This window comes from Azospira sp. MPR-E4 (genome assembly GCF_058809645.1).
In genome coordinates, this window is sequence record NZ_JBXAST010000079.1 from 1 (window position 1) to 11698 (window position 11698).

The 11698-nt window shown below is 62.7% G+C and carries 8 protein-coding genes; 6 read left to right on the top strand and 2 right to left on the bottom strand.

The annotated features are described in order from the left end of the window. The 5 genes from AC1RTA_RS15650 to AC1RTA_RS15670 form a co-directional block, all read left to right on the top strand. Positions 1-390: Hpt domain-containing protein (locus AC1RTA_RS15650; protein WP_492785255.1), on the top strand; the 390-nt coding region annotated here is incomplete at its 5' end. Then, positions 387-1511: an HD domain-containing phosphohydrolase gene (locus AC1RTA_RS15655; protein ID WP_130458601.1), complete on the top strand. Its 1125-nt coding sequence runs from the start codon at positions 387-389 to the stop codon at positions 1509-1511. The genes AC1RTA_RS15650 and AC1RTA_RS15655, both read left to right, overlap by 4 nt. 40 nt (positions 1512-1551) lie before the next feature. Continuing rightward, positions 1552-2682 (top strand): response regulator, encoded by a 1131-nt coding sequence (locus AC1RTA_RS15660; protein ID WP_014237810.1) that lies wholly within the window; start codon positions 1552-1554, stop codon positions 2680-2682. Positions 2683-2870: 188 nt separating this feature from the next. Further along, positions 2871-3833: a hypothetical protein gene (locus AC1RTA_RS15665; protein ID WP_492785256.1), complete on the top strand. Its 963-nt coding sequence runs from the start codon at positions 2871-2873 to the stop codon at positions 3831-3833. Between the two features lie 101 nt (positions 3834-3934). Beyond that, the gene (locus AC1RTA_RS15670; protein ID WP_492785257.1) at positions 3935-4405 is read left to right on the top strand and encodes a hypothetical protein; all 471 of its coding nucleotides are present in this window, start codon (positions 3935-3937) and stop codon (positions 4403-4405) included. Between the two features lie 249 nt (positions 4406-4654). On the opposite strand, the gene parC is transcribed toward AC1RTA_RS15670, so the two are convergent. Further along, on the bottom strand, positions 4655-7189 hold the full coding sequence (gene parC, locus AC1RTA_RS15675; protein ID WP_492785258.1) for a DNA topoisomerase IV subunit A: 2535 nt from the start codon (positions 7187-7189) through the stop codon (positions 4655-4657). A 2-nt stretch (positions 7190-7191) separates the two neighbouring features. Beyond that, positions 7192-9165 (bottom strand): DNA topoisomerase IV subunit B, encoded by a 1974-nt coding sequence (locus tag AC1RTA_RS15680; protein WP_014237813.1) that lies wholly within the window; start codon positions 9163-9165, stop codon positions 7192-7194. 347 nt (positions 9166-9512) lie between these two features. On the opposite strand from AC1RTA_RS15680, the gene AC1RTA_RS15685 reads away from it, so the two are divergent. Next, positions 9513-11698 (top strand): penicillin-binding protein 1A (locus AC1RTA_RS15685; protein WP_492785259.1); only part of this gene is annotated, 2186 nt, incomplete at its 3' end.

Below are 11698 nucleotides of genomic sequence, written 5' to 3' on the forward strand. Positions count from 1 at the left end.
GCAACCCCACCGCCTCCCCCTGCCAGCGACCTCGATTCCGACGCGATAGATTGGCCCCAGCTGCGCAGCCGCCTGGGGGTCAAGCCCGGGCTGATGGAGCGCTTTCTGCGCCTGTTCCTGGAAAGCAACGGCCGCCTGCCCGACGAACTGCGGGACCTGGCCTGCAACCCGGACCTGGAGCGGCTGCGCCGCCTCGGCCATGCCCTCTACGGCTCCGCCGCCAACCTGGCCGCCGTACCCACCGCCACCCTGGCCCGCCGCCTGGAATACGCCGCCGCCGCCGGCGAGCCGGAAAGCACGGTCTTGGCCGGCGAGCTGGCGGACCAGCTGGAGCGGCTGTTCGCCACCATCCACCAGTATCTGGACCAGTTGCAGGAGAACGCGCCATGACCTCCCGGCCCATCCTCGTCATCGCCGACGACCAGGCGGAAAACCTCCTGCTGCTGGAGGCCATGCTCCAGGAAGACTACGAGGTGCGCACCTTCCCCGACGGCACCGACGTCCAGCTCTACCTGAAGCAGGGCGGCCGGGCCGACATTTTCCTGCTCGACATCGTCATGCCCCACCTGGACGGTTTTTCCCTCTGCCGCCAGATCAAGGCCAATGCGACCACCCGGGAACTGCCGGTGATCTTCATCACCGCCCTCGACAGCCCGGACGTGGAAGCCCGGGGCCTGGCCCTGGGCGCGGTGGACTTCATCCACAAGCCCTTCTCCATGCCCGGCATCAAGGCCCGCCTGCGCACCCACCTGCAGCTGGCCGCCACCAGCCGCCAGCTGCGGGAGCAGAACGAAAACCTGGAAGCCCTGGTGGCCCAGCGCACCCGGGAATACATGGAGCAGACCCGGGAACTGCTGCAGCGCAAGCAGCAGGTCATTTCCGGCCAGGAGGCCACCATCCGCGCCTTCTGCTCCCTGGCCGAGGCCCGGGACAACGAGACCGGCAACCACATCCGCCGCACCCAGAACTACGTGCGCATCCTGGGCCTGGAACTGCAGGACCACCCGGACTTCCGCCGCCACCTGGACGACCAGGTGGTGACCCTGCTCTACAAGTCCGCCCCCCTGCACGACATCGGCAAGGTGGGCATCCCCGACCGCATCCTGCTCAAGCCGGGCAAGCTGGACGCCGCCGAGTGGGAAATCATGCGCGAGCACTGCCGCATCGGCCGCGACGCCATTTCCCAGGTGGCCAAGGAAGTGGGGGAAGACAACGACTTCCTGCGCTACGGCATGGAGATCGCCTACGGCCACCACGAGCACTGGGACGGCGGCGGCTACCCCCAGGCCATCAAGGGCGAGGACATTCCCGTCTCGGCCCGCCTGATGGCCGTGGCCGACGTCTACGACGCCCTCATTTCCCGGCGCGTCTACAAGCCGCCCATGCCCCACGACGAAGCCCTGGCCTACATCGTCGGCCAGGCCGGCAGGCATTTCGACCCCACCGTGGTGGCCGCCATGCAGGCCCAGGAGCGGGCCTTCGTGCGCACCGCCACCGAATTTTCCGACTGAACCAATTCACATCAGCAATCAGTAATCTGCGGGAGGAACCATGAAGATTTTCATCGTCGACGACGACCCCCTGGCCCGGCTGGTCACCACCAACAGCCTGGAAGAACAGGGCTTCACCATGATCGAGCTGGAGGACGGCCAGGCCTGCCTGGGCCGGGTGGAGGAGCAGCCCGACATCATCATCCTCGACGTGGAAATGGACGGCCTCGACGGCATCGCCACCTGCCGCGCCCTGCGCCAGGACGGCCACGAACGGCCCCACGTGCTGTTCATCTCCAGCCACGACGACATGGAGACCCGGCTGGCGGCCTACGACGCGGGCGGCAACGACTTCCTGGTCAAGCCCTTCATGCCCGACGAACTGACCCGCAAGATCCGCCAGGCCATCGGCCAGCTGGAACTGCGCGACTCCCTCGCCTCCCGGGCCGACATGGCCCAGACCGTGGCCTTCTCCGCCATGTCCTCCATGGGCGAAATGGGCGCCGTGCTCGAATTCATGCGCAAGTCCTTCCTTGCCCTCAGCCCCCGGGAACTGGCCCAGGAAATCTTCAACACCCTGGGCGGCTACGGCCTCCAGGGCGCCGTGGAAATCCGCAGCCCCGACCACGCCCCCTTGCACTTCAGCAGCCAGGGCTCGGTAGCCCCCCTGGAAAGCGCCATTCTCGAATACGCCCGCAACCTGCCCCGCATCGTCCAATCCGCCGAACGCATGGTCATCAACTACCCCCTGGTGACCCTGCTCATTCCCCAACTGCCCCAGGACGACCCGGACCGGGTCGGCCGCTTACGGGACCACCTGGCCATCGTCGCCGAAGCCGCCGAAGCCCGGCTGCAGGCCCTGGGCACGGAAAACCTGCGCCTGGCCCAGGCCGAAGCCATCGTCCAGGCCGTCACCCAGCTCAGCGTCACCCTAGAAGAAATCGAAAAGCGGCAGCAGGAACAGCGCCTGCAAGCCCAGGCCGCCCTGATCGCCCACCTGCACGAAATGGAAGACGCCTTCGTCCGCCTGGGCCTAAGCAGCGAACAGGAACACTCCCTGATCCGCATGGCCCGCGCCGCCATGGAAGACCAAAGCGCCTCCCAAGCAGGGCAGGAGACGCTGGAAATCAGGTTGAGGGAAGTGGTGCGGGCTTTGAACCGGGCGATTCAGGGGAAGGCGGTGAGGCAGTGATAGGGATTAAGTGCTTATCGGCTTTTGGAGGTATTCGACCTTGTTCAAGGTACAGATTTCTTAGATCAACAAGGCAGTCTTCGCACGTGCTTTTGAAAGCTTGGTAAATGCAGATCAGGCACTCGATGACGAGAAAATTATATGGCATATACTAAGTACTTAATATCAAAACAAAGGAATGCAACAAAATGAAAAAAGCGGAACGCTTAGTCTACTTTTACGATATGAATATGACTGCTTTCTCAAGAACTTTTGATGCCCCTAAATCCATTAGCGTTCGTCGTGCATTCCAACTAATGGAAATGATTCCAAAAGATCAACGTATCAAAGAGTCACTAAAAGGACAGCAAACTCTTTACCTAGCGGACTGGGAGGTCCAAGACGATTTGTTGTGCATTTTGGTAAGCAAGTCTGACAAGACAATATCAGACCCTGTTTTTACAGTGCCGAAGGAAAAGAAACGCAGAACTGCTGAAAAGGAAAAAGAAGAAGGACAGGATTTCTCGGTTCATATCGTCGTCGAGCTAGCTAAAAATGATCAGGATTCGGCGTTGATTGCTATCGAACAATGTGCCGGATTGGGTGTTTTTGTCGTTCAGCGCTTGTTCAACAAAATCCTAAAAGATGCAAAAGAACTATCGCCCGATGACTATGAACAGCTTCATCCTGATGGCGCTGTCGATGAAAATGGAAAACCAAAAAAGATCAACGTCGTACATAAGTGTGAGTTTCAAGGACATTTGTCAGATGAATTAAAATATGACCTGAATAACGGAAAAATTCAGGCAATCGAGTTGATTACAGAAAAGGATCAATATACAAACTTTGACGAAGCTGGATACATTAAAGAGAAATGCAAAACGCTCGTTCTTACTCTTCGAGATGAAGAGCGTCCTATTAAAGACAAATATAATCGAATCGTACAGGTATTCAAAAAGCAAAAGGAAGAGTACGACCACGCAAAGATTAAGTTCAAGACACCCGAGGGAATTCCCCGCACTGTTGATATGAGTACGGCAGAAGGAATTGCTCAAGCTTATGTTAAAAAAGCAAAGCTTGAGAACTTTGAGGTTGAGTTGAAATCCTCTTACGAAAAATTCTGTCCAGCAATCTTAAACAAAATGAAACTATTGTTTAGCCCGGAGGTATGATGCTTTGGCATATTTTACGTCCATTTTCGTATTTGGTGATTAAACATCGATCAAAGTGGATCGTTGATTGGATCTACCCACTCGTACTGACGGTTATAACGATGATCGTCATATTTGGAATGAAGTCATTCGGCACAGTATCACTATATGCAGACAAGGGGCTAATTAGTAATATTCTTGGTTTTGTCCAAGGATTACCCGGATTTTACATAGCAGCGTTGGCAGCTATTGCAACATTCAATCGAATTGATATTGACAAAACAATGCCTTCGCCCGCCCCTAAACTGGATATAAAAGTGCAAGGAAAAGCCATCGCTATCGAATTAACTAGGCGACGTTTTCTTTGCTCAATGTTTGCATTTCTGACGGCTGAAAGTTTGATTTTGATCGTACTGGCAATATTTTCCCAGGGGCTTTACCCTGCAACAAAATCACTAGTACCGGTGGCAGCCCAAGTCTGGGTATCCGCAGCGTTTATGAGTGTATTCCTGCTATTATTTTGGCAGATGATGGTTACGAGCTTTTGGGGATTGTTCTACCTCGGCGACAAACTTCATCAGCCAGACGCTTGATGTCGGGTCGGCTCTTCATCTTGGCTAGCCAAATTACCAATGGGCGATATGAGAGTAGTACCGGCTATCTCTTTCTTGGATCATTAGCAGCATGGGCGAGATGTTGGCTTTCAGGACTTACCCTAAACGGCAGCATTGATATGAGACTTGTCGTTGGAGTCTCTAAGTAGTGGTCGCCTACGTTGGGTCGAAAACCATCATAGAAAAAGGGGCGCCTAAGCGCCCCTTTTTCTTTTCCCATCAACCGCCCTACTTCTGCGGCGTCTCCCGTACGAAGCCCACCGGCTGGGTTCTGCCGATGAAGGCTTCGCCCTTGCGGGCCCGGGCGCTGAGGAAGATTTGCACGTCCTTGGGCGTCACGGACATCTGGGTTTCCTTGCCGGTCTTGGAGATGCAGCGGATCTGCAGGGTCTCGTCGGAGGCGGCGACGGCCACGGCAGCCAGGGTGTCGCCTTCGTTGAGCTTCATCAGGATGACGCCGCGGCCGCCCCGGGGCAGCTCGTTCACGTCGGCAATGGGGAACACCAGCAGGCGGCCGCCGCTGCTGATGGCAAGCAGGGTTTCGTGGCTGTCGAAGGTCCACGGCGAGAGGATGGTGTCGCCCGGCTCGACGCTGATGAACTGCTTGCCGGCCTTGTTGCGGCCGAGCATGTCGCCGATGCGGCAGGTGAAGCCGTAGCCGCTGGAGACGGCCAGCAGCACCCGCTGTTCGGCGTTGCCGCAGACCATCTGGGCCACCTTGGCGCCGCTGGGAATGGTGATGAGGGTGGCTACCGGCACGCCGTCGCCGCGCCCGCCGGGCAGGCTGGAGACGGGCACGGTGCAGGCCCGGCCGTCGGTGAGCAGCACCACCACGTTGTCCACGGTGCGGCATTCCTGGGCGGCGAAGAGGCGGTCCCCTTCCTTGAAGCCGACGGTGGAAAGGTCGAGGCCGTGGCCCTGGCGGGTGCGCATCCAGCCCTTTTCGGAGAGCAGCACGGTGACGGGCTCATTGACCACCACCTGGGCCACGGCGGCCCGCTCGGCGGCTTCCACCACGGTGCGGCGCTCGTCGCCGTATTTCTTGGTGTCGGCCTTGATCTCGCTGATGATCAGGCTCTTCATGGCCTTGTCGTCGGCCAGGAGGTTTTCCAGGCCGGCCTTCTCTTCCCGCAGCTCGGCCAGTTCCTGCTCGATCTTGATGCCTTCGAGGCGGGCCAGCTGGCGCAGGCGGATTTCCAGGATGTCTTCGGCCTGGCGGTCGGAGAGGTTGAAACGGGCGATCAGGGCGGCCTTGGGCTCGTCCGACTCGCGGATGAGGTGGATCACTTCGTCGATGTTGAGGAAGACGATGTGCCGGCCTTCCAGGATGTGGATGCGGTCGTTCACCTTGCCCAGGCGGTGCTCGGTGCGGCGGCGCACGGTATCGAAGCGGAAGGCGATCCACTCGGCCAGCAGGTCCTTCAGGGTCTTCTGCCGCGGCCGGCCGTCCAGGCCGATGGCCACCATGTTGATGGGGGCCGAGGATTCCATGGAGGTGTGGGCCAGCAGGATGTTCATGAACTCGTTCGCATCCTGGCGGCTGGAACGGGGTTCGAACACCAGGCGCACCGGGTGCTGCTTGTCGGATTCGTCCCGGGCCTTTTCCAGCACCGAGAGGATCAGCTGCTTGGTCTGGGTCTGTTCCTGGGTCAGGGTCTTCTTGCCGGTCTTGACCTTGGGATTGGTCAGGTCCTCGATCTCTTCCAGGATCTTCTGGTTGGAGGCGGAGGGCGGCAGTTCATAGACCACCAGCTGCCACTGGCCCCGGGCCAGTTCTTCCACCTTCCAGCGGGCGCGCACCTTGAGGGAGCCGCGGCCGGTCTCGTAGGCGTTGCGGATGTCGGCGGGGGTGGAAATGATCTGGCCGCCGCCGGGGAAGTCCGGCGCCGGGATGTATTCCATGAGGTCGGCCACCGACAGCTCGGGCTTCCTGATCAGGGCGATGGCCGCTTCGGAGACTTCCCGCAGGTTGTGGCTGGGCATTTCCGTGGCCATGCCGACGGCGATGCCGGAGGCGCCGTTGAGCAGCAGCATGGGCAGGCGGGCCGGCAGCAGGGCCGGTTCCTGGAAGGCGCCGTCGTAGTTGGGCTGGAAATCCACCGTGCCCATGTCCAGCTCGCCGAGCAGCAGCTGGGCGATGGGGGTGAGGCGGCATTCCGTGTAACGCATGGCGGCGGCGGTGTCGCCGTCGCGGGAGCCGAAGTTGCCGATGCCGTCCACCAGGGGATAGCGCAGGGAGAAATCCTGGGCGACGCGGACGATGGCCTCATAGACGGAGGAATCGCCGTGGGGGTGGTACTTACCGATGACGTCGCCCACCACCCGGGCGGACTTGACCGGCTTGGCGCCGCTGGTCAGGCCCAGCTCGTTCATGGCGTAGAGGATGCGGCGCTGCACCGGCTTCTGACCGTCGCAGACATCGGGCAGGGCCCGGCCCTTGACCACGCTGACGGCGTATTCCAGATAGGCCCGCTCGGCGAAGAGGGCCAGGGGAGCGGAATCGGCGTCCGTCGGCAGGGGCGGCAGGGGCGCCAGGTTGTTGCCGCCACCGCTGCCCCCGGAGGCAGCAGCCACGGGCATCTCCGCCTCGGCATCGCCAGCATCGCCGCTGGAGGCGGCTTCCAGGGCACCGTCCATTTGCGCTGCCTGTTCGATCAAGTGTTCGGCCACGGCCTCGGCCTGGGCCACTTCGGCGGCAGTCGCCTTGTTGTCGTCGGCGGCGAAGAGATCGCCGCTCAAGGTGTCGTCGTTCTTGTGGGTCATGGTCAGATATCCGCCTCGACTTCGTTACCGTGCACTTCCAGCCATTCGCGGCGGGAGCTGGCTTCGCCCTTGCCCATGAGCATGTTCATCTTGGCGATGGTCTCTTCCATGGGGTAGTCGCCGAATTCCACCCGCACCAGACGGCGGGTGTCCGGGTTGAGGGTGGTGTCCCACAGCTGTTCGCTGGACATTTCGCCCAGGCCCTTGAAGCGGGAGATGGAGAGGGCTTCGAGCTTGATGCCTTCCTTGACCAGCTTGTCCTTCACTGCTTCCAGCTCGTTCTCGTCCAGGGCGTAGATCTTGCGCGGCGGGCGGTTCTTGCCCTGGCCCGGCACGTCCACCCGGAACAGGGGCGGCTTGGCCACGTAGATGTTGCCGTTGGCGATGAGCTTGGGGAAATGGCGGAAGAACAGGGTCAGGAGCAGGCACTGGATGTGGCTGCCGTCCACGTCCGCGTCGGACATGATAATGACCTTGCCGTAGCGCAGGCCGTCGATGCTGGTGTCGCTTTCCAGGGTGTGGTGGTCCACGCCGATGGCCACGGCGATGTTGTGGATTTCCACGTTGGCGTAGAGCCGGTCCGGCTCCACTTCCCAGCTGTTCTGCACCTTGCCGCGCAGGGGCAGGAGGGCCTGGAATTCCTTGTCCCGGCCCTGCTTGGCGGAACCGCCGGCGGAATCGCCTTCCACCAGGAACAGTTCGTTGCGCTCGATGTCGTCGGATTCGCAGTCGGTGAGCTTGCCCGGCAGCACGGCGACGCCGCTGCCCTTCTTCTTTTCCACCTTCTGGGCGGAACGCTGGCGGCTCTGGGCCTGCTTGATGGAAAGCTCGGCCAGCTTCTTGCCGTATTCCACGTGCTCGTTGAGCCACAGCTCGAAGGTGTCGCGGAACATGGCGCTGACCAGCTTCACCGCGTCCCGGGAATTGAGGCGGTCCTTGGTCTGGCCCTGGAAGCTGGGGTCCAGGATGCGGGCGGAAAGGAGGAAGCTGGCGCGGCCGAAAACGTCTTCCGGCAGCAGCTTGACGCCCTTGGGCAGCAGGCTGTGCATGTCCACGAAGCTCTTCACGGCCTGGAAGATGCCGTCCCGCAGGCCCGATTCGTGGGTGCCGCCGCCGGGGGTGGGAATCAGGTTCACATAGGATTCCCGGGCCAGGGCGCCCTCTTCCGTCCAGGCGATGGCCCAGGCGGCGCCTTCGCCCTCGGCGAAACCGTCGCCGTTGGTCGGCTTGCCGGCGTATTTCTCGCCGACGATCATGGGGATCACCAGATCGGTGCCGTCCAGCAGCTCGGCCAGGTAGCCGCGCATGCCGTCCTTGTAGGCCCATTCCTTGGTCTCGCCGCTACGCTCGATGTGCAGGGTGACGGCAACGCCGGGCAGCAGCACGGCCTTGGAGCGCAGGATGTGCTCCAGCTCGCCCATGGGGATGGTGGGGGAATCGAAATACTTGGCGTCGGGCCAGGCGCGCACCCGGGTGCCGCTGGCCTTCTTCGGCGCATCGCCGATGCGGGCCAGGGGCTCCACCACGTCGCCGGCAGCGAAGACCAGGCGGTGCATGCCACCTTCCCGGGCCACTTCCACCTCCAGGCGGGTGGACAGGGCGTTGGTGACGGAAACGCCGACCCCGTGCAGGCCGCCGGAGAAGCTGTAGGCGCCGCCGGCGCCCTTGTTGAACTTGCCGCCCGCGTGCAGGCGGGTGAACACCACTTCAACCGTCGGCGCATTTTCCACCGGGTGCAGTTCCACCGGAATGCCGCGGCCGTTGTCGGCCACGGAGATGGAGCCATCCACATGGACGGTGACCAGGATGCTCTTGGCGAAACCGGCAATGGCTTCGTCCGCCGCGTTGTCGATGACTTCCTGGATGATGTGCAGGGGATTTTCGGTCCGGGTGTACATGCCCGGGCGCTGCTTCACCGGTTCCAGGCCCTTGAGGACCGTGATCGACGAAGCGTTGTAATCGGAAGGATTGCTCATGGTGCTTTTTTTCCCCGTTTCGGGCAAAGCGGCAAAAACGCCGCGACAGGCTAAACAAAACGGGCGTCAGATTACCAAATTCGGGCCGGCAACGCCCATCCTGCTTGTATGACAGGCGGGCCGTCCACCGGCCCCGGCGCGGCGCCCCGGCCTTGCCGGATCACATTTAATCGTTGAAAAACAAGGGCCATTGCCGAAAACGGGGGCTTGCGTCCGATAATTCCCCGACTATTGCGGTGCAGCGATAAAATTGGCGCCAGGCAGCCGTTCCAGCGCCAGCCAAGAAGTCCGGCCCCGCCCCGCCTGCGGCAAGGGCAGCGGCCAGACAGCGGAAAGCGATCCAGCCCTTGAATCCCCACACCCTCACCGTTCGCCTCCAGACCCTTCTCCTCGACTACTGGCAACGCCTGCGCCGCCTCGGCTGGCGCGGCGTGCTGCTGCTCCTGGCCCTGCCGCCGGCCCTGCTGCTGGCCTATACCCTGCTGCTGATCCCCTTCACCCCGGGCATCAGCGACCTGCGCAAGGCCAAGCAGGAGCAGCCGGCCCGCATCCTCAGCGCCGACGGCAAGGAACTGGCCGTGTTCAAGCGGGCCAACCGGGAATGGGTGAAGCTGGACCAGGTGTCGCCCCGGGTGGTGGAAGCCCTCATCGCCACCGAGGACCACCGCTTCTACCAGCACCACGGCATCGACTGGCGCCGCACCGCCGGCGCCGCCCTCAACACCTTTTCCGGCGACCGTCAGGGCGGTTCCACCCTGACCCAGCAGCTGGCCCGCAATCTCTACCCGGACGAGATCGGCCGGGCCCCCACCCTGACGCGCAAGCTGAAAGAGGCCATCACCGCCTTCAAGATCGAGGCCCTGTATACCAAGGAGGAAATCCTCGAGACCTACCTGAATACGGTGCCCTTCCTCTACAACGCCTACGGCATCGAAATGGCGGCCCGCACCTATTTCGACACCTCCGCCGGCAACCTGGACGTACTGCAGAGCGCCACCCTGGTGGGCATGCTCAAGGGCAACAGCTATTACAACCCGGTGCTCAACCCGGAACGGGCGGTGCAGCGGCGCAACACGGTGCTGGCCCAGATGGTGAAGCGGGAACGCCTCTCCCCGGCCCAGTTCGACGGCCTGAAGAAAAAACCCCTGCGCCTGGACTTCGAGCGCCAGAGCGAACCGGAAGGCCCGGCCCCCCACTTCGCCCAGCAGCTGCGCAAATGGCTCATCGCCTGGGCCGACGACCATGGCTACAACGCCTACGCCGACGGCCTGGTGGTGTACACCACCCTGGATTCCCGCCTGCAGGCCTGGGCCAACCAGGCCGTGGCGCGCCAGGGCTACGTGCTGCAGAACCAGGCGGATGCGGCCTGGAACCGCCGCGGCGGCTGGAACGCCGCCAATCCCCTGGTGCGCACCCTGGTGGGCGAAACGCCGGAATACCGCAGCGCCGTCGCCGCCGGCCTGGGCCAGGAGGAGGCACTGAAGAAGCTCCTAGCCGACAAGGCCTTCATGGCTGCCCTGCGCCAGCAGAAGACCCGCATCCAGGCCGGCTTCCTCGCCCTGGACCCGCGCAACGGCCAGGTCCGGGCCTGGGTCGGCAGCCGGGATTTCAGCCAGGACGCCTTCGACCACGTGCAGCAGGCCAAGCGCCAGCCCGGCTCCACCTTCAAGCCCTTCGTCTATGGCGCCGCCTTCCTGCGGGGCGCCCAGCCCGGCGACAGCCGCATGGACCAGGCCGTGGAAATCCCCCTGGCCGGCGGCGAAATCTGGCGCCCCGCGGACCACGAGCCGCCCAGCAACCAGCCCATTACTCTGGCCACCGCCCTGGCCCTGTCGAAAAACACCGTCACCGCCCAGCTGATGCAGGAAGTGGGCGCGGTGCGGGTCGCCCGCCTGGCCCAGGCCATGGGCATCCGCCAGAGCCGGCTGGAAACGGTGCCTTCCCTGGCCCTGGGCACCAGCCCGGTGAGCCTCAGGGAGATGGTCGCCGCCTACGGCACCATCGCCAACGGCGGCGGCTACCTGGAGCCGGTGCTGGTGAGCCGCATCGAAAACGGCAAGGGCAAGATCCTGGCCGAATTCGCCCCGGCGGACCCGGAACCGGCCCTGCCCCCCAAGGTGGCGTACACCCTGGTGGACACCATGCGCGGCGTTATCGACCGGGGCACCGGCAGCGCCATCCGCAGCCGCTTCGGCATCCGCGCCGACGTGGCCGGCAAGACCGGCACCACCCAGGACAACACGGACGGCTGGTTCATCCTCATGCACCCCCAGCTGGTGGCCGGCGCCTGGGTCGGATTCAACGATGCCCGCATCACCCTGCGCAGCGACTACTGGGGCCAGGGCGCCCACAGCGCCCTGCCCATGGTGGGCGATTTCTTCCAGCAGGCCCTGCGCTCGCGCCAGATCGACGCCAAGGCCCGCTTCGCCGAACCCGAGGACAGCAGCCTGTTCACCCGCGTCCTGGCCTGGGGCCGGGACTGGTTAACCCGACTGCTGGCCCCCGCGCCGGAAGCGCCCCCGCCCCACACATC